The organism is Labrys wisconsinensis, from assembly GCF_030814995.1.
GTDB lineage: Bacteria > Pseudomonadota > Alphaproteobacteria > Rhizobiales > Labraceae > Labrys > Labrys wisconsinensis.
Genome location: NZ_JAUSVX010000009.1, coordinates 78,021 through 101,558, shown reverse-complemented (window position 1 = coordinate 101,558; position 23,538 = coordinate 78,021). Strand labels below are relative to the sequence as shown.

The window sequence follows — 23,538 nt, the reverse complement described above, 5'->3', positions numbered from 1 at the left end:
TACGGTCAGGCGAGACGCGACCATAGTCGATGGGCACGCGACGCTCGCCAATCCCCCCTTGCGGGGAGGGGTAAGGGGTGGGGGTCGTGACGCCCGCCACGGCAGATAGAAAATCGAGCGCAAAGCCCTTCGGCCGACGTTGCGCTCCATCCTGATGGACCCCCACCCCGTACCCCTCCCCGCAAGGGGGAGGGGATCGGCTGGCGTCGCGTCGAACGCGGCTATTCCCGGACCGCAGCTTCGATCATAGCCTGACTCGCCGGTGACCGGCACCGGCCGGATCGTATACAGCCTCTTGACATGTAACCAAATGGTTCCATATTAAGGGCCATGAACGAGGACGCCGTGTTTCGCGCCCTGGCGGATGCCAGCCGCCGGCAATTGCTGGACCGGTTGCACGCCAGGAACGGCCAGACCTTGGGCGAGCTCTGCCAGGGGCTGGAGATGACGCGCCAGGCCGTGGCCAAGCATCTCGGCATCCTGGAGGAGGCCAATCTGGTCGCGGTCCTGTGGCAGGGCCGGGAAAAGCTGCACTTCATCAATCCGGTGCCGATCAGCGAGATCGCCGAGCGCTGGATCGGCAAGTTCGAGCGCCCGCGCCTGGGGGCGCTCGCGGACCTGAAGAGAACCCTGGAGGGAGACGATCATGACTGATGCGGCGAGCACTTTCATCTATGTCACCTATATCCGCACGACGCCCGAGCGGCTCTGGGAGGCGCTGACCACACCGGACTTCGCCCGGCAATACTGGTTCGGCACCTATCCGGAGAGCGACTGGCAGCCCGGCTCGCCCTGGCGGCTGGTCTATCCCGACGGTCGTGTCACCGACACCGGCGAGGTGGTCGAATTCGACCCGCCGCGGCGGCTGGTGCTGAAATGGCGCAACGAGTTCCGGCCGGAGCTGAAGGCCGAGGGCTTTTCGCTCTGCGCCATGGCGCTGGAGCCGATGGGCGATGCGGTCAAGCTCACCGTCAGCCACGGCATCGACCGGCCCGGCTCGAAGTTCATCGAGGCTGTCTCCGGCGGCTGGCCGCGCATCCTCTCCAATCTCAAGTCGCTGCTCGAGACCGGCGAGATCGCCGAAGGAATGAGGACCAAGGCATGAGGATCCGATGCCGCCCGGTCGCGACGAGGGCGGCGGGCAGGGCTCAGGCCACGGGCTCCGGCGCTCTCTCCGGCGTCCTGGCGAAGGAGGTGATCACGGCCTCGCCGACGCGCACGAAACGGGCGCTCGGTCCTTCCGGCCCGACGCTCTGGCGGCTGACCCGGGCGCCCTCGAGCAGGAGCGAGAGGGCATCGGCGAGGAGATCGGCCTGCCGGATGCCGGCTTTGCGGCAAAGGCCCGCGAGGCGGTCGCGTTGCGCCGTCTTGAAGCCCTCGATCACCCGGCGGGCGGGATGATCGCCCTCGGGCAGCTCGATGGCGGCGTTGGCGAGATCGCAGCCGCGCCCGTCGGTGAGGGCGCATTCGGCGCCGCGCTGCACCCAGGCATGGAGCTGGGCCAGGGGATTGCCGGGATGCTCGGCCTCCAGCTCGACCCACATCGCCTCGGCGCGGGCCGCCACGCCGCGCAGGCACTCGACGATGAGCACGTCCTTGGAGCCGAAATGACGGTAGAGCGTCATCTTGTTGGTGCCCGCAGCCTCGGCGATGGCATCGACGCCGATGCCCCTCAATCCATGCTTGCGGAACAGCTCGCAGGCCGTGTCGACGATGCGGTCACGCGGGCGAGCCTTGGCGGCGCAGACATCCTCCATCGGTCTTTCCTCGGCGCAGAAAACTTTCTTCGACTGGCTTGACGCGGGTGTGACCGGTCTGTAACAATCCTGACGTTACTTACTGGTAACACCCCATCCCTGGAGCGTCAAGCGTCGCGGTGGTCAGCCACTCCGGCAACCGGCGCCCTCGGCTTGAGGCGATGAGCGGTCGGGCAGCGATGCGCGATCCGGACGGAGACAGACACATGACACGGCACGCGGAGTTGACGCTTGACGACCTGCTCACCGATCCCGTCACGCTGGCGCTGATGCGGGCTGACAAGATCGATCCCGTGGCGCTGCGCGGCATGCTCGAACGGATCGGGCGGCGCCTCGCGTCCGAGGGCGGCCCGGCCCGCAGCCCGGGGGCGCCGGCCGCCTGGAAGGGCGGCGCCGACGTGCTGCGCGACTGCATCCATTTCGCCGAGGCCCGCCGCATGGCGGGGACGCATCGCCCATGGTGAACTTCTTCATCCACCGGCCGATCTTCGCCTCCGCGATCGCCGTGATCATGGTGCTCGCCGGAGGCATTTGCTATTTCCTGCTGCCGGTCTCGCAATTCCCGAACATCACGCCGCCCCAGGTGGTGGTCAGCGCTCAATATCCCGGCGCCAGCGCACAGGTCGTGGCCGACACCGTCACCACGCCGCTGGAGCAGCAGATCAACGGCGTCGAGGGCATGACCTACATGTCCTCGACCAGCTCGAACGACGGCTCCTCGACCATCACCATCACCTTCGACGTCGGCTATCCCCTGGCGACGGCGGCGGTCGACGTGCAGAACCGCGTCTCCCAGGCCGCCTCCTCGCTGCCGGCGATCGTCAACCAGGCCGGGGTGACGATCAAGAAGCAGAACCCGAACTTCGTGCTGATCGTCAACCTGACCTCGCCCGACCGCTCGGTCGATCCGGTGGCGCTCAGCAACTATGCCTATCTCCAGATCGTCGATCCCCTGAAGCGCCTGCAGGGCGTCGGCGACGTGCAGATCTTCGGCGAGCGGCGCTATTCCATGCGCGTCTGGCTCGACCCGGACAAGCTCGCCAATCTCGGCATCACCGCCGTCGACGTGCAGAACGCCATCGCCGAGCAGAACGTCCAGGTCGCCGCCGGCAAGATCGGCCAGTCGCCGGCGCCGGCCGGCACGCCGTTCGAGATGCAGGTCAATGCCGTCGGCCGCCTGAGCGATCCGGCGCAGTTCGGCGACATAGTGGTGCGGGCGGAGGCGGCGAGCGGCGCAGTGGTGCGCCTGCGCGACGTCGCCCGCATCGAGCTCGGCGCGCTGCAATATGCCTCGACCGCCTTCTTCGGCGAGGACCCGACCGTGGTGCTGGCGGTCTACCAGATGCCCGGCTCCAACGCCCTCGACCTGCAGCAGCGGGTCAAGGACAAGATGGAGGAGCTGTCGGCGCGCTTCCCGAAGGGCATCGCCTACGCGATGCACTACGACACGACGCGCTTCGTCGCCGCCTCGATGCACGACGTGCTGATCACGCTCGGCGAGGCGCTGGTCCTGGTCGTCGCCGTGGTGTTCGTGTTCCTGCAGAGCTGGCGCACGACCATCATCCCGACCATTGCCATTCCGGTGTCGCTGATCGCCACCCTGGCCGTCATGGAGATGCTGGGCTTCTCCCTCAACATGCTGAGCCTGCTCGGCATGGTGCTGGCGATCGGCCTCGTCGTCGACGATGCCATCGTCGTGGTGGAGAATGTCGAGCGCCAGCTCGAGGCGGGCCTGTCGCCGCTGGCGGCGACGCGCGCCGCCATGAAGGAAGTCACCGGGCCGATCATCGCCACCACCGCCGTGCTGATGGCAGTGTTCGTGCCCGTCGCCTTCATCCCCGGCGTGGCCGGGCGGCTCTACAACCAGTTCGCCCTCACCGTGGCGATCTCGGTCGGCATCTCCGCCTTCAACTCGCTCACCCTGAGCCCGGCGCTGAGCGCCGCCTTCCTGCGCCACCGGCCGCAGACCCAGTTCGTGCTGTTCCGCTGGTTCAACGCCGTCTTCGACTGGCTGTCCCATGCCTATGCCCGTGGCGTGCGCACCCTGGTGCACCTGCGCTGGGCCCTGCTCGTGCTGTTCGTCGCCGGGCTCGGCGCCACCTATTGGGTGTGGCAGCAGATCCCGTCCACCTTCCTGCCGGTGGAGGATCAGGGCTATTTCTTCGTCGTGGTGCAGCTGCCGGACGGGGCCTCGCTCGAGCGCACCGACGCGGTGGCCCGGCAGGTGCGCGAGATCCTGCGCACGACGCCCGGCGTCGACATCGTCGGCTCGATCAGCGGCCTCAACTTCCTGACCAGCGCGGCCCAGTCGAACTCGGCGGTCGAGTTCGCCATCCTCAAGCCCTGGGACGAGCGCGGCCCGGCGGAGAGCGCCTCCAACATCGTCGCCTCGGTGCGCCCGAAGCTCCTGCAGATCCCGGACGCTTTCGCGCTCAGCTTCGATCCGCCGTCCATCCCGGGCCTCGGCTCGACCGGCGGCTTCGAGTTCCAGGTCGAGGACCTCACCGGGCGCGGCGCCGTCGCGCTCAACGAGGCGACGCAGGCGCTGATCGCCGAGGCGCGCAAGCAGCCCGAGATCAACCCGCACCAGCTCTTCACCACCTTCAGCACCTCGACGCCGCAGTTCAACTACGACCTCGATCGCAACAAGGCCAAGCTGCTGGGCCTCAGCCTGCCTGATGTCTTCAACACGCTGCAGATCTATCTCGGCTCGCTCTATGTCAACGATTTCAACCTGTTCGGTCGGACCTTTCGTGTGACTTTGCAGGCCGACAAGGATGCGCGCAGCACGGCGGCGGACATTTCCCGCCTCTATGTCCGCAACGCCTCCGGCGGCATGGTGCCACTCTCCACCCTGGGGACGCTGCGCCCGATCGTCGGGCCGGAGACGGTGCCGCACTACAACAATTACGGCTCGGCGCTGATCAACGGCGGCGCCGCGCCCGGCTACAGCTCCGGCCAGGCCGTCGTCGCCATGCAGCGGGCCGCAGCCGCGGCGCTGCCCGAGGATTTCGGCTATGAATGGACGGGCATCACCTTCCAGGAGCTGAAGGCCGGCTCGATCGCCTCGGTGGTCTTCGCCCTCGCCATCGTCTTCGTCTTCCTGATCCTGGCGGCGCAGTACGAGAGCTGGTCCATGCCCTTCATGGTCCTGCTCGCCGTGCCGCTGGCCCTGTTCGGAGCGCTCCTGGCGCTCTGGCTGCGGCAGATGCAGATCGACGTCTACTCGCAGATCGGCTTCGTCATGCTGATCGGCCTGGCGGCGAAGAACGCCATCCTGATCGTCGAGTTCGCCAAGCGCCGCCGCGAGGAGGGCCTGGAGATCATCGAGGCGGCGATGGAGGCGGCACGCCTGCGCCTGCGGCCGATCCTGATGACCGCCTTCGCCTTCATCCTCGGCGTGGTGCCGCTGATGTTCGCCAAGGGCGCGGGCGCGGCGAGCCGACAGTCGATCGGCACCACCGTGTTCGGCGGCATGGTCGCCGCCACGGTGCTGACCCTGGTCTTCGTGCCGGTGTTCTACGCGATGATCGAGCGCTGGCGCGAGCGCGGCGCCGAGCATCGCCCGGAGCCGGCGTCGGATGAACATGGCCAAGGCCCGCTGGCCGAGGCCGCCGAATAGATTTTGGAGAGCTGCGTCATGCGCATCTGGAAACTCCTCCTGGGAACGGCCGTCGTCCTGGCGGCTGCCTCGCTCGTGCCGCTGGTGCAGGACGAGATCGGCACCGAGCGCGCCGGGGCGGCAACGCCGGCAGCGGCGCCGCCGGCCATGCCGGTGCCCGTCACCGCCGTGGTCAAGCGGTCGCTGCCGCTCTATCTCGACTATCCCGCCCGCACCGAATCGGTCAGCAACGTCGTGCTGCTGGCCAAGGTCTCCGGCTATCTCCAGGAGCAGCCTGCCGCCGACGGCGCCGACGTCAAGGCGGGCGACCTGCTCTATCGCATCGACTCGCGCGACTACGAGGCGACGCTCGACCAGGCCAAGGCACAGCTCGAGCGCGACGTGGCCTCGCTCGACTATCAGCGCTCCAACCTCGACCGCGGCAGCGAGCTGGCCAAGAGCGGCTTTCTGGCCAAGGACACCTTCGACCAGCGCACCAGCGCCGTGCGGCAGGCACAGGCGACTCTCGCCATGGACCGGGCGGCGATCCGCACGGCCGAGATCAACCTCGCCTACACCGAGATCCGGGCGCCCTTCGCCGGCCGGCTCGGGCGCAACCAGGCGCCGGTCGGCACGCTGGTGAGCGTGGGCGGCACGACGCTCAACACGCTGGTGCAGCTCGACCCGATCTACGTGACCTTCAACCCGAGCGAGGGCGATCTCGCCGAGATCCAGAAGGCGCGGGCCGAGGGAGCGGTGGAGGCCGACATCACCGTGCCCGGCGGACCGGCGACGCCGCATCGGGGCAAGCTCACCTTCCTCGACAATGCGGTCGACCGCAGCACCGGCACGATCACCGCGCGGGCGACCATCGGCAATGGCGATTTCAGCCTGCTGCCCGGCCAGTATGTCCGCATCCGCCTGCATGTCGGCGAGCAGCCCGACGCGCTGATGGTGCCGCAGACGGCGCTGGGGTCGAGCCAGCTCGGCAAATATCTCTATGTCGTCGGCGCCGGCAACACGGTGGAGCAGCGCCTGGTCTCGCTCGGACCGACGGACGGCGATCTCGTGGTGATCGAGAGCGGCGTCGCCGCCGGCGACCAGGTCATCGACGGCAACCTGCAGAAGATCGGGCCGGGCATGCCGGTGCAGCCGATCCCGAAGAAGGCCGGTGCATGACGAAACGCGGCAGCGCCGGGGCGGATGCACCGGGATGGGTCGGGCGAGATCGTGCTTGAAACGGTCCCGGCTTCGTGTCCGATAGTGCGCCAAGGGCGGTGCTGATCGGCCTTGGAGTGCAGGACGACCGCCATTATGGTTCCTCAGTAGGACCGGTTTTCCGGTAAGCGAGGAACCATTGCGTGAACCGGAGAGCTCTGCCTTTCGACAGCATCGTCATCGATCGACAGTCCGGTTCGCCGGGCCACCGGCAGATCTATGACAGCCTGCGGGCGCAGATCCTGAAGGGGACTCTGCCGCCCGGCAGCCGGCTGCCGTCCACGCGCGATCTTGCCGCGACGCTTCAGGTCGCGCGCAACAGCGTGATCGCCGCCTATGAGCAGCTCATCGTCGAAGGATATGTCGAGTCCAGGATCGGCTCCGGCACGGTCGTCTCCAGCATCATGGACCGCCCGAAGTCCGGCCTGCCCGCCGAAAAGCGCGTGGCCGCTCCCGAACTGTCGCGCCGCGGCAGGATGATCGCGGGCCAGCCGCGGTTTGGCCGTAGCCCGAGGAAATTGAACTTTCACCCGGGCTATCCGGAGACCGAGAGCTTCCCGTTCTCGATCTGGTCGAGGCTGCTGGCGCGGCGGGCGCACAGCCGCTCGGAGGATATCCTCACCTATTTCAGCTTCTGCGGGCATCCGGACCTGCGCGAGGCCATAGCGCACTACGCGGCCGTCGCGCGCGGGGTGGTGTGCACGCCGCAGCAGGTGGTGGTCGTCACGGGAGCGCAGGCCGGGCTGGACCTCCTCGCCCGGACATTGCTGGACAGCGGCGACACCGCCTGGCTCGAGGAGCCGGGCTATATCGGCGCCAGGACGGCCCTGCTTGCCGGCGGAGCGACGGTCGCTCCGCTCCGCGTGTCGGAGACGGGATGGCGGCTCTCCGATCCGCAACTGCCTCCGCCGCGGCTGATCTACATCACCCCCTCGTGCCAATGGCCGACCGGCGAGATCATGCGGCTCGATGAACGGCTGGAACTGCTCGAACTCGCATCTCGCCATAACGCCTGGATCGTCGAGGACGACTATGACGGCGAATATCGTTTCCGCGGCAAACCGATTTCGGCGCTGCAGGGCCTCGATACGTCCGAGCGCGTGGTCTATGTCGGCACCTTCGGCAAGACGCTCTTCTCGTCACTTCGCATCGGCTATCTCATCGTGCCGATGGGGCTGGTCGAGCCGATCGACCGCGCGCTTGCAATCACCGGACAGTTCGCGCCGCTGATCCTGCAGGCGGCGCTGGCGGACTTCATCCGCGAGGGGCATTTCGCAGCCCACCTCAAGCGCATGCGATCGCTCTATGCCAAGCGGCAGGCCTACCTGCTCGGGCTTTGCGCCAGCCAGCTCGGCGAATGGATGGAGGTATCGGCGAGCGACAGCGGCATTCAGCTGCTCGGCCGCTTCAGGAAGCCCTTCGACGACCGCCAGGTGGCGCAGGAGGCGGCGCTGCACGGCATTGACGCACAGCCGCTTTCCGCCAACTTCCATTGCGATGAGCCCCAGAGAGGCCTGCTCCTCGGCTATGCCCGGCTTGCCGAGCGCGAAAGCCACGCCGCCGTGGCTGGGCTGCGCAATCTGTTCCAGACCTTCGACACGCGCCACGCCGCATCCTCGGCAGGCGAGAAGGAAGTGGTTCCTCAACATTGACAATCATTGGCCCTTCTGGGGACCAATGGCCTTTCGCTACCTTCTCCTCGACCACAGACGCTGAATTCGAGGAGAACGCCATGTATATCGTCGGCGAGGAGGAGATCGACGCGCTCGCCCGCGTTGTCAGGTCCGATGCCCTGTTCAGGTACGGAGTCGGGCAGGAGTGCTCCCGCTTCGAGGCGCGCTATGCGGCCTATCTCGGCGTCAAGCATGCGGCGCTCGCCGCCAGCGGCACCAATGCCCTCGTGGCGGCCGTCGTCGGCGTCGGCCTCGGGCCGGGTGACGAGGTCCTGATCCCGGCCCACACTTACATGGCGACCGCGACGTCGGTCCTGGCCGCGGGCGCCATTCCGGTCTTCGTCAACATCGACGAGAGCCTCACCATGGATCCCGAGGCCTTCGAGCGCGCCATCGGCCCGAAGACCAGGGCCGTCATCCCGGTGCACATGTGGGGCACGGCCTGCGACATGCGCCCGATCATGGCCATCGCCGGCAAGCACGGCCTCATCGTCATCGAGGATGCCTGCCAGGGCGTCGGCGGCAGCTACGAGGGCAGGAAGCTCGGCAGCATCGGCGATGTCGGCTGCTACAGCTTCAACTACTACAAGAACATGACGGCCGGCGAGGGCGGCGGCGTCTCCACGAACAGCGACTATTTTGCCGAGCGCATGCGCTGCGCCATCGATCCCTGCAATTTCTATTGGCAGGGGCGCAACGAGTCGGTGAAACCGTTCGCCGGCAACGGCGCCCGCGCCAGCGAGCTGATGGGCGCGATGCTCAACGTGCAGCTCGACCGTATCGACGGCATGGTCGCCGTGATGCGCGAGGAGCGCGATGCCATCCTCGCCGTGGTGAAGAGCCTCGCGCGGCTCGGCGTGCGTGCCGCGCCGCTCCACAGCCCTGCCGATGATTGCGCCACGCACGCCATCCTGACGTTCCCGACCGCAGGCGCGGCGGCGGCGTTCTCGAAGGTGTTCCCAAGCGTCGTCGCGGGCCGGACCGGCCGGCACACCTATACGGAATGGGACCAGGTGCTCACCGGCGACGGGGCGGCGCATCCGGAGATGAACCCGTTCCGCATGGCCGCGAACAAGGACTGCCGGAAGACCTACACGCGCGAAATGTGCGCGGATTCGCTCGCGATCCTGGCGCGGACGGTGCTGGTGCCGACCCACCCTCGGCATACGGAGGCGGACATCGCCAACATCTGCCGCAACATCGATATCGCCGGGCGCGTCGCCATGGGCGACCTGTCGGCGTGCGAGGCCGAGCTCGGGAATGTCGAGCCGATCGAGGCGCGGCGGTTCGACCTCAAAGAGGACGCATGACAGCCGCGGGCGCCGCTGAACCGCAGCGGCGCTCCTCGTTCGTCTGGTGACGTTCGGCTGCGAGGGGATGGAGATGATCCACGAGTTGACGGGCTACGCCGACAGATTGAGCGTCGCGCCCGGGGGCGCGATCGCATTCAAGGTCAGCACGGACTTCGAGCGCTATGGCGCCGACATCGTTCGCCTCATCCACGGCGACGAGAACGGTCCCGGCTTCAAGGAGGAACGCGTCGCCGAACTGGGCGAGTTTCCAGGAGAGAAGCAGATTGCTCGGGCTGGATCCTATGGCTGCGTTCCCCACCACGACGTCCTCTGCCCGGCGGGCAGCTTTACGCTCTGCGCCTGGGTCTTCCCCACGGCCGCGCCGAAAGGGAGTGGCCAGGGGCTGGTCTCGAAGCGCCGGGGCGCATCGGGCTATGCCCTCGGGGTGGGGCCGGACGGCGACCTCACCTTCTGGCTCGGCGACGGCGTGCGCGACGTTTCCGTGGGCACCGGCCTACCGCTGGAGTGCCGCCGCTGGACTCGCGTGGCGGCCGTGTTCGACGCCGCTCGCCAAGAGGTCCGGCTCCTGCAGGCGGCGGTCGATCGCGCCCCGGGCCCCGCGTTGGTTCGTCCGGTCGACCTGTCCGTCCTGGAGAACGATGTGCCGCTCCTGATTGCGGCGACCGGAGCGTCGGGCGAGCCGGACGGCCATTTCAATGGCAAGATCGAGCGTCCGACGCTCGTCGGGCGTGCGTTGACCGACGCCGAAATCGGGCAGCTCTTCGCGGCGCCCGACCCGGGCTCGGCCCGGCTCGACCTTGTCGCCGCCTGGGATTTCTCCGTCGGGATCGGGACGATGATCCTGTGCGACAGCGGTCCGCACGCGCTGCACGGCACTCTCGTCAATGCCCCGACGCGGGCTGTCACCGGCCATGGCTGGGCCGGCAGCGAGCACCACTTCCGGCATGCGCCGGCCGAATATGGCGCGATCCATTTCCACGACGACGATCTGGAGGACGCCGCTTGGAAAACCTCCGTCACATGGCAGCTTCCGGCGGCGCAGCGCAGCGGCGTCTATGCCTTGCGGCTTACGGCGGCGGACGCAAGCGACCGAATCCCGTTCGTCGTCCGGCCGGGAAGCGAGAAGGCCAGCGTCCTCCTCCTCCTGCCGACGATGACCTATCTCGCCTATGCCGATGAATCCTTGCGCGGGCTCCCCGAATACCGCGCGTTCTTTCAGAAGCGGCCTATGGAGGCCAACGACCTCGACCTCTATCTCGCCGCGCATCCCGAGTTCGGCCTGTCGATCTATGACAAGCATTCGGATGGATCGGGTGTCTGCCACTCGAGCTTTCTCCGTCCCATTCCCAACATGCGGCCCGACTATCGGCAGTGGCAGTTCGGCACGCCGAGGCACCTGGCGGCCGACCTCTATCTCATCGACTGGCTCGAGGCGCAGGGCATCGATTACCACGTCATCACCGACCACGACCTCCACCACGAAGGCATGAGCCTGCTCGATCCCTACGACGTCGTGCTCAGCGGCACCCATCCCGAATATTGGACGGGAGCGATGCGCACCGGGCTCGAGGCCTATCTGCAGTGCGGCGGCAGCCACATGTATCTCGGCGGCAACGGCTACTACTGGGTGACCTCGGTCAGTTCCGAGCGGCCCCACCTGATCGAAGTGCGCCGAGGCAATGCCGGCGGCCGCGCCTGGACCTCGGCTCCGGGCGAGCTCCACCACAGCACCACCGGGGAGCTCGGCGGCCTCTGGCGCCATCGCGGCCTGCCGCCCAATCAGCTGGTCGGCATCGGCTTCCGCGCGATGGGTTATGATTCCGTCTCGCCCGGCTATCGGCGCCTGCCCGGCAGTTTCGATCCGCGGGCGGCCTTCATTTTCGAAGGTGTGTCGGACACGGAAACCATAGGCGATTTCGGGCTCGTCCTCGGCGGTGCGGCCGGCGACGAGGTCGACAGCCTCAGCGACGACTTGCCGACGCCGCGCGATGTCATCCACCTCGCAACCGCCACAGGCCATGGCGACACCTACTCCCCGCCGATCGAGGAGCATGGGGACGTCTCCGGACTGTCGCGCCGCGAACAATGGCAGAAGATCAGGGCGGACATGGTCTACTTCGAGACCGGCCACGGCGGCGCGGTGTTCTCCGTCGGCTCGATCTCGTGGTGCGGAAGCCTCTCGCACAACAATTACGACAACAACGTCTCGCGCATCACCGGCAATGTCCTCCGCAAGCTCGGCGGTCTGCCGCCGGGCGATCGGCGGCCCGACGCGAGCACCACCGAAAGGGGATAGCGCACAGATGACAGAATCGGCTGCAACACCGGACTTTGATCGAGGCGAGACCGACCCCCGTGCGATCTCGGGGCGTGCGAGGCTCATCTCCGTCCTCGGCGCCGCGATCCGCCTCGGTCCGCCCCTGATCCTTCTCGTATTGTGCCTCGCCTTCGCGCTGCTATCGCCGTACTTCCTCACCGTCGGGAATATTCAGAACATCGGCGTCCAGAGCGCAGTCGTCGGCGTGCTCGCGCTCGGCCAGCTCTTCGTCATCCTCGCCCGCGGCATCGACATTTCCGTGGGCTCCGTCCTTGCCCTTGCGACGATGGTCAGCGTCGTCGCCTTCCCCGGCCATGGCCTTGCGCAGATCATCACCTGCCTTGCGGTCGGCGCCGCCGCTGGAGCCGTGAACGGCAGCCTCATCACGTCCGGAAAAGTACCGCAGCCGCTGATCGTGACAGTCGCGACGATGAGCATCGCGCGCGGTGCCGCGCAAATCACCACCGGCGGAAAGGTCGTGGCCGGTCTGCCGCCGGAGCTCGCCCTTCTCGGCGACAGCTTCGTCGGCCTCCTGCCGACGCCGGTCGTGATCCTGTTCGGCCTTGCGGCGCTCCTCGGCGTGCTGGTCACATCGACCAAGCTCGGCCGCTGGATCTATGCCGTCGGCGGCAATCCGGAGGCCGCCGAGAAGCTCGGCGTGCCGACCAAGGCCATCGTTCTATTCTGCTATACGGTCTGCGGCCTGACCGCGGGACTCGCGGGCATCATCACCGCGGGGCGAACGGATGCCGCGACGCCGATGGCGGGCGCCGGCCTGGAACTCTATGCCATTACCGCCGTCGTCATCGGCGGCGCCAGCCTCTTCGGCGGCCGCGGCAATATCTGGAACGTCCTCGTCGGCGCGCTGATCATCGGCGTCATCAAGAATGGCCTCGATCTGCTCGGCGTCGAGCCCTTCTACCAGACGGTCGCGATCGGCCTCCTCATCCTCGTCGCGCTGCAGATCGACATGGTCCGCGGCCGGCTGGAAACGAAGCTCCGCGCCATGCAGGCCCGGGAGCACGCACAATGATCACGACGAACACCGATCGCCCCGCCGTCCTCGAAGTCAGGGACGTTTCGAAATCCTTCGGCTCGGTCGTCGCGCTGGAGCGCGTCAGCCTCACGTTGCACAAGGGCGAGATCCTTGGGCTCCTCGGCGACAACGGGGCCGGCAAATCGACGCTGATCAAGGCACTCTCCGGCGTCCACTCCGTCGACAGCGGCGAGATCCGACTCGACGGCAAGGTTGTGAATTTCCAGTCCTCGGCCGATGCACGCAGTCATGGCATCGAGACGGTGTTCCAGGATCTCGCGGTCTTCGACAACCTCAATGTCATCGAGAACATCTTCATCGGCCGCGAAGAGTCCTACGGACGCTTCCTCGGTCCGCTGTCCTTCCTCAACCGCCGCAAGATGGTCGAGCAATGGAAGCGGTACACCGAGGTGCTCGAGGTTCGCATCAAGGACCCCTATCAGCCGATCGGGCTCATGTCAGGCGGGCAGCGCCAAGCGGTCGCAATCGCACGGAGCTTCGCTTTTGCCGGACGCATCGTCATCCTCGACGAGCCGACCGCGGCGCTGGGCCTGCGCGAGAAACGCAATGTCCGCCGGATGATCCGGCGGCTCGCCGAACAGGACATCTCGGTCATTCTGATCAGCCACAACATCCAGGAAGTCCTGGAGGTTTGCGATCGTGCCACCGTGCTCCGGCAAGGCCGCAATGTCGGGGAGTGCGAGGCCATCCCCGAGCTTCAGGAGCACATCGTCTCGATGATCGTCGGGGCGTCCGCCGCGGCCCGGCACATGGATCACCGGGGCCCGGCGCAATAAGCCGTTGGATAGGATCTCAACCAGCAGAGGGAGAACGACGTGACCAATCGGACGATGAATCTGCTTTTCGGCCTGGCGGCAATGGGCTCCCTGGCATGCTTCCCGCTCGATGCCCTCGCCCAGCGTCCAACCGGACAAGTCCTCTATATCGTGCCGACCCTGGACGACCAAGCCTATATCAGCCAACTCGATGCCGCCAGGAAGGAAGCCGGCAAGTATCCGGGAATCAAGTTCCAGTTCACGGCCGGCGCAAGCAGAAACACCGCTCCCGAGCTGATCGCAAAAATCGAGTCTGCGGTTACGAGAGGACTCGACGTCATTGTCATCGACCCCGGTGAGGCCGGCGAACAACTGACGCCCGCTCTGGAAAAGGCGCAGGCGCAGGGCGTAAAGGTCATCACCAACTCGGTCCCGATCCCGACCTTGAAAAATGCCGCCGCGAGAATTCAGTTCGACGACCGCGCCGCCCCAAGGCCCGCCGGCGAATACATGGCCAGCAAACTGAAGCCGGGTGACAGGATTGCCGTCCTTCGTTGCTACGCCGGCAACACCCAGATGGACAACAGGCAGGATGGATTCCTCGATGGACTCCAGGGCTCCGGTATCAAGGTCGCGGTGACCGGTGACGCCTTCTGCGATCCCCTCAAGGCGCGGGCCCTGATGGAAAACTGGCTCACCGCGTTCCCGGACCTGAAGGGGCTCTATTCCGATACGGACATCGCGCTGATCGGCGCGGTCGAAGCCCTGAAACGGGCCAACAAGGATATGCTCGTCATCGGTCATGACGGCCAGGCCGCTGCCGTGAAAATGATCGCCGCCGGTGACATCATCGATGCGACGGTGATCTATCCGTACTGGGCCTTTGGCGAAACGGCGGTCGATACGGCGGCTCGCGTTCTTGCCGGCGAGAAGCCCGGCGACGTCGCTGTACCGATCCAGGGCATCATCACCAGGGACAATGCCGCGCAATTCCTGAAGGACCACCCCGGCGACTGAGTCCCCGCCGGCGTCGTCAACAAGGGGTTGAAGAAGGCGTGCGCTGCACGCCTTCTTCTTGATTGGCTCACGTGGCCGCGTCTATGATCAGAATGGGAAACGCGGGCCATCAAGAAAAGGAACGGATCGGGATCGTTCGATATTGAGCCTGCAGAACCTCTCCATTTGCGGGATCGGTCATGTCTCGGTTCTACTTTCACCTGCGCCAGCAGGACGGCCTGACGATCGACGACGAGGGCTATGAGGCGCGCGATGTCGCGCAGGCCCTGGAAGAGGGCATGGAGGCGGTCCGGGCGGTGCTGGTCGACGCTCTCCTGGCCGGCATCGACGTCTCCGCCAGCGCCTTCGAATGCACCGACGAGCAGGGCGACGTGCTGTTCTTCCTCGAGTTCGCCACGGCGCTGCACTGAGTCGGCCGAAGCGATCCTTTTTGCCGGCTTCATGGAACAAACGGGCCGCAACGGCGTTGTGGGGCCGCGATGGCGCCCCATGGGGGACGCGTCGCGGGAGGGTCGAACGTCATGGGTAGCACGGCTGACAAGGTGTCCGGCATCGCCAACCAGGCGGCGGGCAAGGTGAAGCAGGCCGCCGGCAAGGCCACGGGCTCCAGGCAGATGGAAGCCCAAGGCGCGGCGCAGGAAGCCAAGGGCCGCGTCCAGAAGGCCGTCGGCGATGCCAAGGCCGCCGTCAAAGCCGGCGCCAACAAGGCGGCGAAGGCCACCGGCAAGCAACTCTGAGCCGCCGTGCGCCGACGCGCCGGCCCCGCCCGGGGCCGCGTCGTCGGCATCCGGTTGCCCGAGCCCGTCCCGGTCCGCCGAGGCGGGCTTTTCACGTTTCTGGCCAGGCTCTGCGCGGACGCAGCAAAAAGCCGGCCTTTCGGGCCGGCTCTTTGGGATCGGCAGGGTCAGGCTGCGTCAGTCGCAGACCTCGACGCGGCGCACGCGCCAGTAGTAGCCGTCGAAGAAGCGCTGCCGACGCCAGTAGCAGGCAGGGCCGTAATAGGCCGGGCCGGGGGCGTAGTAGTCGGGGCCGTCATAGTAGCCGTAGCCCGGAGCCGCCAGGGCCGAGCCCAGCAACGCGCCGCCGACGAAGCCGGCCGCGGCAGCGCCGCCCCAGCCCCAGCCGCCGCGGTGACCCCAGCCGCCGCCACGGCCCCAGCCGCCGCCACCATGACCCCAGCCACCGCCACCATGACCCCAGCCACCGCCGCCATGGCCCCAGCCACCGCCGCCGTGACGCGGGATGAAGACACTCCCGCCAGCCTCTGCAGAGCTGGTCGTGGAAAGAACCGAGCCGCCAATCACAAGAGTGGCGACCAAAGCCGTCGCAAGTTTGCGGAACATCAAAGCCTCCATCTGGCTCGTTCTAGATGAGCCTGCCTGATGATGCGGGCATTTGTATGATACCGGCACTGAATGGCCGATGCACCGGCCGTTCATATACGGTTCATCCGCGGTCAGGCCCGCTCGACGAAGCTGTCGACGACACGCTTGCGGCCGGCCTTGTCGAAGTCCACCGAGAGCTTGTTGCCGTCGACCTCGGCCACGTCGCCATTGCCGAACTTGAGATGGAACACCCGGTCCCCGACCTTGAACGGCGAGACGGTGCCGGTGGACTTGGCCACCAGCTCGCCTTCGATGGTCATGGATTCGCGGCGCGGGCCGGCCGTCGCCTTGAAGCCCGCCGCCATGTTGGCCTGCGCACGCTGCCATCCCGGCGTCGCATAGCTCGAGCCGGCGAAGGGTTGCGCCCGGTCGAAGCGGCTCATGCCGAGGCCGCTCGATCCGTAGGACGCGGCCTGCACCACCTCGACATGCGCCTCCGGCAGCTCGTCGACGAAGCGCGAGGGGATGGTCGATTGCCACAGGCCGTGGATGCGGCGATTGGACGCGAACCACACCTTGGCCCGCCGGCGCGCCCGCGTCAGGCCGACATAGGCGAGCCGCCGCTCCTCCTCGAGGCCGGCCCGGCCGTTCTCGTCGAGCGAGCGCGGATGCGGGAACAGCGCCTCCTCCCAGCCCGGCAGGAACACGGTCTCGAATTCCAGGCCCTTGGCGGCGTGCAGGGTCATGATCGACACCTTCTCCTCGCCGTCACCCTCGGCCGTGTCCATGACCAGCGAAATGTGCTCGAGGAAGCCGGCCATGTTCTCGAAGCCCTCCATCGAGCGGACCAGCTCCTTGAGGTTCTCCAGCCGGCCCGCCGCCTCGGCCGAGCGGTCCTTCTGCCACATTTCGGTGTAGCCGCTCTCCTCCAGGATCAGCTCGGCCAGCTCCTGGTGCGGCAGCGCCTCGACCTGGGCCGCCCAGCGCGCGAACGACGTCATCAGATCGCGCAGGGTCTGGCGCGGCTTGGGCTTCAGCTCCTCGGTCTCGACCAGCACCCGGGCCGCCTGCATCAGCGGCACGCCGTTGCGGCGGCCATAGTCGTGCAGGATCTGCATGGTCGCCTCGCCCAGGCCGCGCTTGGGCACGTTGGCGATGCGCTCGAAGGCGAGGTCGTCGGCCGTCTGCACGGTGGCGCGGAAATAGGCGAGGGCGTCGCGGATCTCGGCCCGCTCGTAGAAGCGCGGGCCGCCGATGACGCGATAGGGCAGGCCGAGCGTGACGAAGCGGTCCTCGAACTCGCGCATCTGGAACGAGGCGCGGACCAGGATGGCGATCTCGTCGAGGGACTGGCCCTTGCGCTGCAGCGCCTCGATCTCGTCGCCGATGGCGCGCGCCTCCTCGCCGGAATCCCAGGAGCCGGAAACCGTGACCCTCTCGCCCTCCTCGTCGTCGGTGAACAGCGTCTTGCCGAGCCGCCCCTCGTTGTGGGCGATCAGATGGGCGGCCGTGGCCAGGATATGGCCCGTGGAGCGGTAGTTGCGCTCCAGGCGGATCACCACGGCGCCGGGGAAATCCTTCTCGAAGCGCAGGATGTTGTCGACCTCGGCGCCGCGCCAGCCATAGATCGACTGGTCGTCGTCGCCGACGCAACACAGGTTCGGCCTCTCGCCCGCCGGCGTCTGGGCCAGCAGGCGCAGCCACAGATACTGCGCCGTGTTGGTGTCCTGGTACTCGTCGACCAGCATGAAGCGGAAGCGCCGGTGATAATCGGCCAGCACGCCGGGATTCTGGCGGAACAGCCGGATGGTCTCGAGCAGCAGGTCGCCGAAATCCACGGCGTTGAGCGTCTTCAGCCGCTCCTGATAGGCGCCGTAGAGCTTGCCGCCGCGGCCGTTGCCGAAGCCCGCCGCCTCGCCGGCGGGCACGAGGTCCGGCGTCAGGCCGCGGTTCTTCCAGCCGTCGATCCATTGCGCCAGCTGGCGGGCCGGCCAGCGCTTCTCGTCGATGCCCTCGGCCTCGATCACCTGCTTCATCAGCCGGACCTGGTCGTCGGTGTCGAGGATGGTGAAGCTGGACTTGAGGCCGACGAGCTCGGCATGGCGGCGCAGGATCTTGACGCCGATGGCGTGGAAGGTGCCGAGCCAGGGCATGCCCTCGACGCTCTCGCCGATCAGCGTGCCGATGCGCTGGCGCATCTCGCGCGCCGCCTTGTTGGTGAAGGTGACGGCGAGGATCTGGTGCGGCGAAGCCCGGCCGCTGGCCAGGATATGGGCGATGCGCGTGGTCAGCACCCGCGTCTTGCCGGTGCCGGCGCCGGCCAGCACCAGCACGGGCCCGTCCAGCGTCTCCACCGCGGCGCGCTGCTCGGGGTTGAGCCCGGCGAGATAGGCCGCCGGGGCGGCGAGGGCGCGCGCCCTCGCGGCGATGCCGCCGGGAGCGGGACGGGGAGGCGGGGCGGAGGCGTCGGGCACGCGGCTCTGTTCGGGTGATTCCATCACGAGACCATGGAACAGATGGGGAGCGGCGTCGAGATTGCCATGCCTCCGCACGACCCCGCCGGCGCAGTCGTGCACCGCCGCGGCGGCCGCGACCGCTATGCAGGCGGAGGCGAACGGCGCTAGCTTGGCACCAGATCCCCGGGGGGCCTGCCATGAACGGTGCCGACCATCTCTGCGACGTGCTGCTGGCCCACGGGGTCGATGTCTGCTTCGCCAATCCCGGCACCTCGGAAATGCATTTCGTCGCGGCGCTCGACCGGCGGCCGCAGATGCGCTGCATCCTCGGCCTGTCCGAGGGGGTGGTCACCGGCGCGGCGGACGGTTACGGCCGGATGGCGGGCAAGCCGGCCGCCACGCTGCTGCACACCGGCCCCGGCCTCGCCAACGGGCTGGCCAACCTGCACAATGCCCGCCGGGCGCGCACGCCGATCGTCAACGTGGTCGGCGACCACGCCGCCTATCACCTGCACTTCGACGCGCCGCTGACCAGCGACATCGAGAGCTTCGCCCGGCCGGTGTCGCACTGGCTGCGCCGGGCCTCGGGTCCCGACGATGTCGGCCCCACCGCCCGGGCGGCCTGCGAGGCGGCGGTTGCCCTGCCGGGCGTCGCCACCGTCATCCTCCCCGCCGATGCCGCCTGGAGCGCCGCATCGACGCCCCCCGTCGAACCGCACCCGCCGCTCGGCCCCGTCGCCGCGGACCCGGGCGCGATTCGCGCCGTCGCCGAGGCGGTGCGCCGGGCCCCCGGCCGGGTCGGCATGCTGCTGGGCGGCCGCGCCGGGCACGGCGAGGCGCTGGCTGCCGCCGGCCGCATCGCCCGCCGGCACGGGATCCGGCTGTTCGGCGAGGTGTTGATCGGCCGCATGGAGCGCGGGCGCGGCCACCCGCCGGTGACGCGCATCCCCTATCCCATCGACCTGGCGCTGGCGGCGCTCGCCGATCTCGACGTGCTGGTGCTGGTCGACGCGCCGCCGCCGGTCGCCTTCTTCGCCTATCCCGGCAAGCCGAGCCGCCTCACCCCCGGGACCTGCGCCCTGCTCACGCTGGCGCGGCCGGGCGAGGACGCGGCCTCGGCGCTGCAGGGCCTGGCCGACATCCTCGGCACCGGCCCGGCGGCGGGGGACGGCCCCGCACCGGCGGAGGCCGGCACGCCCGGCGGCGCGCTCAGCGAGGATGCGGTCGCCGTCATCCTGGCGCAGGCCATGCCGGAGCAGGCGGTGATCTGCGACGAGGCCCTGACGTCGGCACGGCGGTTCTACGCCCTGACGCAAGGGGCTGCCCCGCACGACTATCTCATGAACACCGGCGGGGCGATCGGCATCGGCATTCCGCTCGCCTGCGGCGCGGCGGTCGCCTGCCCGGGACGCAAGACCATCGCCTTGCAGGCCGACGGCAGCGGCCTCTACACGCTGCAGGGGCTGTGGACCCAGGCGCGCGAAGCCCTCGACGTGGTGACGATCGTGTTCGCCAACCGGGCCTACGCCATCCTGCAGGGCGAGATGCGGGCCGTCGGCGTCACCCGCTTCGGCCGCAATGCCGAGCGCATGCTCACCCTGGACGAGCCGGCGCTCGACTGGGTCGCCCTGGCCCGCGGCTTCGGCGTGGAGGCGGCACGAGCCTCGACCTGCGAGGCCTTCCGCGACGTGCTGGGCGCGGCACTGAAGCGGCCCGGCCCCTTCCTCATCGAAGCGGTCCTGTGATCGCCGGGGCAGGGCGGAGAGACGCGCCGCCTCTCCGCCCTGCCGGTGCCAAAGCATCTTCCGGCGAACCGGCACTCGGTTCGCGTCAAGACAATGCGTAAAAACAAAGAGATAGAGAGTGTGGTCGATTCAACTTGAAGCGATCACGCTCTAGAAGCTGCCGAGCTCCGAATGCGTCGGGACGCGCCCGTTCGGCGTCAGCTTGTCGATCAGCCCGGGCAGGACCTGCGACAGGCCGTTGAGCAGGTCCTGCTCGCTGATGCCCGCCTGCTTGGCGAGGTCGCTGATCGTGCTCTGGCCGAGCGCCTGGCCGAGCTGGCCCGGTTGCACCGGCTGGTTCTGGCCGGTGCCGACCCAGCTGTTGGCCGCGTCGGCAAGGCCGCCCTGCTGCAGCTTGCCGAGCAGGCCGCCGAGGCCGCCGAGCAGGCCGCCGTCGTCGCCCGCCGGCGCGGCGCCGGGAGGCGGCGCCTGCGGCACGGGCTGCGGCGCCGGCTGGGCCTCCTGGGGCGCACTGCGGCCGCTCAGCATCTTGCCGAGGATCAGCGCGCCGGCGGCGATGATCAGAGGCTTGGTGAGGTTGCCGTCGGGCACGGCGTTCTTCAGGGCGTCGTCGAAAAGTCCCATATCGTCCTCCATCGAGAAGCGGAACGGCTTTTGCCGACCCCGGCAGCATGGCCGGGACCGCAGCGGTGGGCAAGTGCCCCCGCGGCCCGGTCGAGCCGATTTCTCTTCTTGCTTCTACGGGATGCTTGACCCTATCGATAGGCATTCCCGCAGATGACGGGATAGTACCGGAACCGCTTTGCTTTTGGGAGGACTATCGCATCATGGGTATCGTCTCCTGGCTCGTTCTCGGCCTGATCGCAGGCTTCATCGGCAGCAAGATCGTCAACAAGAGCGGGCAGGGGCTCTTGATGGACATCGTGCTCGGCGTCGTCGGCGCCGTCGTCGGCGGCTTCCTGTCCTCGGCGCTCGGCGGTCCGGGCGTGACGGGGGTGAACTTCGCCAGCATCATCGTCTCGGTGATCGGCGCCGTCGTCGTGCTGTTCGTCTATCACGCGGTGGTGGGCAAGCGTTCCCTTTGAGCCTGCGCCCGGTTCCGGCTTGCGGGGCGGCGAGTCCCGCAAGCCTTCTTTCGAGCTCGCCGCGGGCGTGAGGCGGCAGGCGCCGCCGGCCTCACTGCGCGGCGAGCCGCGCCGGCATGCGGATCGAGCGGCCGACGATCTCGGGCGTGGGCAGCCAGCCGTGCGAGGACCGCATCTGCTCGAGGTTGCGGATGATGTCCTGCGGGAAGGGCGTGACCTTGCGGGTGGCGAGGTCGACATGCAGCGAGATCAGCTCGCAGGTGGCGGAGACCCAGCCTTCGGAGGCGTGGCAAAGCTCCTCGAAGATATGCAGGCGCTTCTCGTCATAGTCGACCAGCTGCAGGCGCACGCGCACCGGGTCCTCCAGGCGCAGCTCGCGCTTGTAGACGACATGGACCTCGCCGGTGAAGAACGACCGGTCGCGCTCGCGCACGTAATCCTCGCCGAGGCCGACCAGCGCCAGGGCCTCGCCCAGGGCATTGTCGAACAGGACGTGGTAATAGGCCATGTTGAGATGGCCGTTATAATCGATCCAATGCGGCTCGATCCGCATCGGCGACGATACGAACGGCGCGAAGAACAGCGCCGGCGGGTTGCTGGCGTCGAGCATTCGGCAATCCTCCACGGCGTTTGCGAGCGCCGGACTTTCACGGAGGTGGACAATGGCCGGCCACTCCTCCCGATCCGCTGCCGCCGCGGCCGTCTCCGGGCCGTCGCCGACGATCGTGGCTTGCCGAAACTGCCCACTGCCGACAGTGTAGGCGAAGATTCGCCAGCCTCAAGCGGTAACAGCAACACATGGAAACAAAAACGCATCGCCGCCAACGTGTTACCGCCGATGCGGTCGAGCCGGTGCTGGCGGCGCTGACCCCGCTGCTCGGCAATCGCCTCGTCACGACCGAAGCCGTCCGGATGCAGCACACCAACACGCTGACCTGGGTCGACCCTGAGCCGCCGGACGCGGTCGCCTATCCGCTGTCGACGCAGGAGGTGGTGGAGATCGTCAAGGCCTGCGCCGCCCATCGCGTGCCGATGATCCCCTTCGGCACCGGCACCTCGTTCGAGGGGCACGTCAACGCTCCGTACGGCGGCCTGTCGGTCGATATGTCGATGATGACGTCGGTCGTGGCCGTGCATGCCGAGGACCTCGACGTCGTGGTGCAGCCCGGCGTGACGCGCAAGGCGCTCAACGAGCATCTGCGCGACCGTGGCCTGTTCTTCCCAATCGATCCCGGCGCCGACGCCTCGCTCGGCGGCATGGCCTCGACCCGCGCCTCCGGCACCAACGCCGTGCGCTACGGCACGATGAAGGACAATGTGCTGTCGCTGACCGCGGTGCTGCCCAACGGCGAGGTGGTCCATACCGCCCGGCGGGCCCGCAAGAGCTCGTCCGGCTACGACCTGACGCGCCTCCTCGTCGGCGCCGAAGGCACGCTCGGCATCATCACCGAGTTGACGTTGAAGCTGCACGGCATTCCCGAGGCGGTCGCGGCCGGGATCTGCCCGTTCCCGTCGGTGAAGGCGGCCTGCGACGCGGTGATCCTGACCATCCAGACCGGCCTGCCGGTGGCGCGGATCGAGCTCCTCGATCCCCTGATGGTGCGCGCCAGCAACGCCTATTCCCAGCTCTCCCTGCCGGAGACGCCGATGCTGTTCGTCGAGTTCCACGGCACCTCGGCGGGCGTGGCCGAGCAGGCGGAGCGGTTCGGCGAGATCACCGCCGAGTTCGAGGGCGGGCCGTTCGAATGGGCGACCAAGGCCGAGGATCGCTCGCGGCTGTGGACGGCGCGCCACAACGCCTATTGGGCCGTGACCACGCTGAGGCCCGGCGCGCGCAGCGTGCCGACCGATGTGTGCGTGCCGATCTCGCGCCTGGCCGAATGCGTCGAGGCGACGAGCCGCGACATCGAGGCGACCGGCCTCATTGCCCCGATCGTCGGCCATGTCGGCGACGGCAACTTCCACGTGCAGCCGCTGATCGACATGGCGGACGCCGAGGAGGTGGCGGTGTGCAAGGCCTTCCTGGAGCGGCTGGTGCACCGGGCCATCGCCATGGAAGGCACCTGCACCGGCGAGCACGGCGTCGGCCAGGCCAAGAGGAAATACCTCATGGAGGAGCACGGCCGGCCCGCGCTCGACATGATGCGGGCGGTCAAGCAGGCCCTCGACCCCGACGACATCATGAACCCGGGCAAGATCATCCCAGCGTGATCCGCGGA

At 68.0% G+C, this 23,538-nt stretch carries 21 protein-coding genes; 16 read left to right on the top strand and 5 right to left on the bottom strand.

Annotated features, from left to right (window positions below; translation table 11 throughout):
* The first annotated feature begins 330 nt into the window (after window positions 1–330).
* Together QO011_RS22555 and QO011_RS22550 are read left to right on the top strand one after the other, a co-directional pair.
* A complete protein-coding gene (locus QO011_RS22555) occupies window positions 331–654 on the top strand; it encodes an ArsR/SmtB family transcription factor (RefSeq protein WP_307276783.1) in 324 nt (107 codons plus the stop codon).
* On the top strand, window positions 647–1,105 hold the full coding sequence (locus tag QO011_RS22550; protein ID WP_307276779.1) for an SRPBCC family protein: 459 nt from the start codon (window positions 647–649) through the stop codon (window positions 1,103–1,105). Before QO011_RS22555 ends, QO011_RS22550 begins: the two co-directional genes overlap by 8 nt.
* A 43-nt stretch (window positions 1,106–1,148) precedes the next feature.
* Here QO011_RS22550 and QO011_RS22545 read toward each other — a convergent pair whose 3' ends face one another.
* Window positions 1,149–1,757 (bottom strand): TetR/AcrR family transcriptional regulator, encoded by a 609-nt coding sequence (locus tag QO011_RS22545; RefSeq protein WP_307276777.1) that lies wholly within the window; start codon window positions 1,755–1,757, stop codon window positions 1,149–1,151.
* Window positions 1,758–1,963: 206 nt separating this feature from the next.
* On the opposite strand from QO011_RS22545, the gene QO011_RS22540 reads away from it, so the two are divergent.
* The 11 genes from QO011_RS22540 (at window position 1,964) to QO011_RS22490 (ending at window position 15,445) form a co-directional block, all read left to right on the top strand.
* Entirely contained in the window at window positions 1,964–2,221 is a 258-nt protein-coding gene (locus tag QO011_RS22540) for a hypothetical protein (protein WP_307276774.1), read from the top strand.
* Window positions 2,215–5,379, top strand: a complete 3,165-nt coding sequence (locus tag QO011_RS22535) for an efflux RND transporter permease subunit (RefSeq protein ID WP_307276771.1) — start codon at window positions 2,215–2,217, stop codon at window positions 5,377–5,379. The genes QO011_RS22540 and QO011_RS22535 overlap by 7 nt, the downstream gene beginning before the upstream one ends.
* Before the next feature lie 18 nt (window positions 5,380–5,397).
* Window positions 5,398–6,537: an efflux RND transporter periplasmic adaptor subunit gene (locus tag QO011_RS22530; protein WP_307276769.1), complete on the top strand. Its 1,140-nt coding sequence runs from the start codon at window positions 5,398–5,400 to the stop codon at window positions 6,535–6,537.
* 182 nt (window positions 6,538–6,719) lie between these two features.
* Entirely contained in the window at window positions 6,720–8,228 is a 1,509-nt protein-coding gene (gene mocR / locus QO011_RS22525) for a rhizopine catabolism transcriptional regulator MocR (protein WP_307276766.1), read from the top strand.
* 80 nt (window positions 8,229–8,308) lie between these two features.
* Window positions 8,309–9,559, top strand: a complete 1,251-nt coding sequence (locus tag QO011_RS22520) for a DegT/DnrJ/EryC1/StrS family aminotransferase (RefSeq protein ID WP_307276763.1) — start codon at window positions 8,309–8,311, stop codon at window positions 9,557–9,559.
* A gap of 73 nt (window positions 9,560–9,632) precedes the next feature.
* Complete coding sequence (locus QO011_RS22515; RefSeq protein ID WP_307276760.1) at window positions 9,633–11,858, top strand: LamG domain-containing protein; 2,226 nt, start codon at window positions 9,633–9,635, stop codon at window positions 11,856–11,858.
* Complete coding sequence (locus QO011_RS22510) at window positions 11,785–12,912, top strand: ABC transporter permease (protein WP_307276758.1); 1,128 nt, start codon at window positions 11,785–11,787, stop codon at window positions 12,910–12,912. Before QO011_RS22515 ends, QO011_RS22510 begins: the two co-directional genes overlap by 74 nt.
* Window positions 12,909–13,712, top strand: a complete 804-nt coding sequence (locus tag QO011_RS22505; protein ID WP_307276755.1) for an ATP-binding cassette domain-containing protein — start codon at window positions 12,909–12,911, stop codon at window positions 13,710–13,712. The genes QO011_RS22510 and QO011_RS22505 overlap by 4 nt, the downstream gene beginning before the upstream one ends.
* A 39-nt stretch (window positions 13,713–13,751) precedes the next feature.
* Window positions 13,752–14,708, top strand: a complete 957-nt coding sequence (locus QO011_RS22500) for a sugar ABC transporter substrate-binding protein (protein WP_307276751.1) — start codon at window positions 13,752–13,754, stop codon at window positions 14,706–14,708.
* Between the two features lie 179 nt (window positions 14,709–14,887).
* Complete coding sequence (locus QO011_RS22495) at window positions 14,888–15,118, top strand: DUF6894 family protein (RefSeq protein ID WP_307276747.1); 231 nt, start codon at window positions 14,888–14,890, stop codon at window positions 15,116–15,118.
* 111 nt (window positions 15,119–15,229) lie between these two features.
* Window positions 15,230–15,445 (top strand): CsbD family protein, encoded by a 216-nt coding sequence (locus QO011_RS22490; RefSeq protein WP_307276744.1) that lies wholly within the window; start codon window positions 15,230–15,232, stop codon window positions 15,443–15,445.
* A 177-nt stretch (window positions 15,446–15,622) separates the two neighbouring features.
* Here the strand turns inward: QO011_RS22490 and QO011_RS22485 are convergent, their stop codons facing one another.
* Together QO011_RS22485 and QO011_RS22480 are read right to left on the bottom strand one after the other, a co-directional pair.
* Window positions 15,623–16,051, bottom strand: coding sequence for a hypothetical protein (locus QO011_RS22485; protein ID WP_307276739.1), 429 nt, complete (start codon window positions 16,049–16,051; stop codon window positions 15,623–15,625).
* Between the two features lie 113 nt (window positions 16,052–16,164).
* Window positions 16,165–18,531, bottom strand: a complete 2,367-nt coding sequence (locus QO011_RS22480; protein ID WP_307276736.1) for an ATP-dependent helicase — start codon at window positions 18,529–18,531, stop codon at window positions 16,165–16,167.
* Between the two features lie 155 nt (window positions 18,532–18,686).
* Between QO011_RS22480 and QO011_RS22475 the strand changes: the two genes are divergently transcribed.
* Entirely contained in the window at window positions 18,687–20,234 is a 1,548-nt protein-coding gene (locus tag QO011_RS22475; RefSeq protein ID WP_307276732.1) for an acetolactate synthase large subunit, read from the top strand.
* Between the two features lie 150 nt (window positions 20,235–20,384).
* Here QO011_RS22475 and QO011_RS22470 read toward each other — a convergent pair whose 3' ends face one another.
* Window positions 20,385–20,858, bottom strand: coding sequence for a YidB family protein (locus QO011_RS22470; protein ID WP_307276728.1), 474 nt, complete (start codon window positions 20,856–20,858; stop codon window positions 20,385–20,387).
* 203 nt (window positions 20,859–21,061) lie between these two features.
* On the opposite strand from QO011_RS22470, the gene QO011_RS22465 reads away from it, so the two are divergent.
* Window positions 21,062–21,319, top strand: a complete 258-nt coding sequence (locus QO011_RS22465) for a GlsB/YeaQ/YmgE family stress response membrane protein (protein WP_307276726.1) — start codon at window positions 21,062–21,064, stop codon at window positions 21,317–21,319.
* A gap of 91 nt (window positions 21,320–21,410) precedes the next feature.
* Here QO011_RS22465 and QO011_RS22460 read toward each other — a convergent pair whose 3' ends face one another.
* Window positions 21,411–21,929 (bottom strand): thioesterase family protein, encoded by a 519-nt coding sequence (locus QO011_RS22460; protein WP_307276723.1) that lies wholly within the window; start codon window positions 21,927–21,929, stop codon window positions 21,411–21,413.
* Between the two features lie 188 nt (window positions 21,930–22,117).
* Between QO011_RS22460 and QO011_RS22455 the strand changes: the two genes are divergently transcribed.
* Window positions 22,118–23,530, top strand: a complete 1,413-nt coding sequence (locus tag QO011_RS22455; protein WP_307276720.1) for an FAD-binding oxidoreductase — start codon at window positions 22,118–22,120, stop codon at window positions 23,528–23,530.
* The last annotated feature ends 8 nt before the right edge of the window (window positions 23,531–23,538 follow it).

Excerpts from the sequence above, each read along its gene's own strand:
- QO011_RS22480 (WP_307276736.1), bottom strand. The coding sequence starts at position 18,531 with ATGGAATCACCCGAACAGAGCCGCGTGCCCGACGCCTCCGCCCCGCCT.
- QO011_RS22475 (WP_307276732.1), top strand. The coding sequence starts at position 18,687 with ATGAACGGTGCCGACCATCTCTGCGACGTGCTGCTGGCCCACGGGGTC.
- QO011_RS22495 (WP_307276747.1), top strand. The coding sequence starts at position 14,888 with ATGTCTCGGTTCTACTTTCACCTGCGCCAGCAGGACGGCCTGACGATC.
- QO011_RS22485 (WP_307276739.1), bottom strand. The coding sequence starts at position 16,051 with ATGTTCCGCAAACTTGCGACGGCTTTGGTCGCCACTCTTGTGATTGGC.
- QO011_RS22535 (WP_307276771.1), top strand. The coding sequence starts at position 2,215 with ATGGTGAACTTCTTCATCCACCGGCCGATCTTCGCCTCCGCGATCGCC.
- QO011_RS22465 (WP_307276726.1), top strand. The coding sequence starts at position 21,062 with ATGGGTATCGTCTCCTGGCTCGTTCTCGGCCTGATCGCAGGCTTCATC.
- QO011_RS22505 (WP_307276755.1), top strand. The coding sequence starts at position 12,909 with ATGATCACGACGAACACCGATCGCCCCGCCGTCCTCGAAGTCAGGGAC.
- QO011_RS22530 (WP_307276769.1), top strand. The coding sequence starts at position 5,398 with ATGCGCATCTGGAAACTCCTCCTGGGAACGGCCGTCGTCCTGGCGGCT.
- QO011_RS22470 (WP_307276728.1), bottom strand. The coding sequence starts at position 20,858 with ATGGGACTTTTCGACGACGCCCTGAAGAACGCCGTGCCCGACGGCAAC.
- QO011_RS22550 (WP_307276779.1), top strand. The coding sequence starts at position 647 with ATGACTGATGCGGCGAGCACTTTCATCTATGTCACCTATATCCGCACG.
- QO011_RS22540 (WP_307276774.1), top strand. The coding sequence starts at position 1,964 with ATGACACGGCACGCGGAGTTGACGCTTGACGACCTGCTCACCGATCCC.
- QO011_RS22460 (WP_307276723.1), bottom strand. The coding sequence starts at position 21,929 with ATGCTCGACGCCAGCAACCCGCCGGCGCTGTTCTTCGCGCCGTTCGTA.
- QO011_RS22510 (WP_307276758.1), top strand. The coding sequence starts at position 11,785 with ATGTCCTCCGCAAGCTCGGCGGTCTGCCGCCGGGCGATCGGCGGCCCG.
- QO011_RS22555 (WP_307276783.1), top strand. The coding sequence starts at position 331 with ATGAACGAGGACGCCGTGTTTCGCGCCCTGGCGGATGCCAGCCGCCGG.
- QO011_RS22520 (WP_307276763.1), top strand. The coding sequence starts at position 8,309 with ATGTATATCGTCGGCGAGGAGGAGATCGACGCGCTCGCCCGCGTTGTC.
- QO011_RS22455 (WP_307276720.1), top strand. The coding sequence starts at position 22,118 with ATGGAAACAAAAACGCATCGCCGCCAACGTGTTACCGCCGATGCGGTC.
- QO011_RS22545 (WP_307276777.1), bottom strand. The coding sequence starts at position 1,757 with ATGGAGGATGTCTGCGCCGCCAAGGCTCGCCCGCGTGACCGCATCGTC.
- QO011_RS22490 (WP_307276744.1), top strand. The coding sequence starts at position 15,230 with ATGGGTAGCACGGCTGACAAGGTGTCCGGCATCGCCAACCAGGCGGCG.
- QO011_RS22515 (WP_307276760.1), top strand. The coding sequence starts at position 9,633 with ATGATCCACGAGTTGACGGGCTACGCCGACAGATTGAGCGTCGCGCCC.